Source organism: Fredinandcohnia quinoae, assembly GCF_022427965.1.
In the GTDB taxonomy this organism is placed as follows: Bacteria; Bacillota; Bacilli; order Bacillales; family Bacillaceae_L; genus Ferdinandcohnia; species Ferdinandcohnia quinoae.
Window position 1 is genome coordinate 1 of sequence record NZ_JAKTTI010000101.1, and the last position, 254, is coordinate 254.

The following is a 254-nucleotide window of genomic DNA, read 5'->3' on the forward strand; positions in this document are numbered from 1 at the left end:
TGAAAACAATGCTAATCAACAAGGCATACAAATTCCGTATCTATCCAACTATAGAACAAGAAACCCAAATTGCTAAGACAATTGGATGTGCTCGTTTTGTATTCAATCGCTTTTTAGGTCAATGGAACGATACATACAAAGAGACAGGCAAAGGATTAACCTATAATTCCTGTTCTGTTGAATTAACAAAACTAAAAAAGGAATTAGTATGGTTAAAGGAGGTTGATAGCATTGCCCTTCAATCTTCACTGAAA

At 34.3% G+C, this 254-nt stretch carries 1 protein-coding gene; it reads left to right on the plus strand.

Annotated features, from left to right (window positions below):
• Window positions 1-8: 8 nt before the first annotated feature.
• The coding region (locus tag MJG50_RS22040; protein WP_240257915.1) for a helix-turn-helix domain-containing protein at window positions 9-254 on the plus strand (246 nt) is incomplete at its 3' end.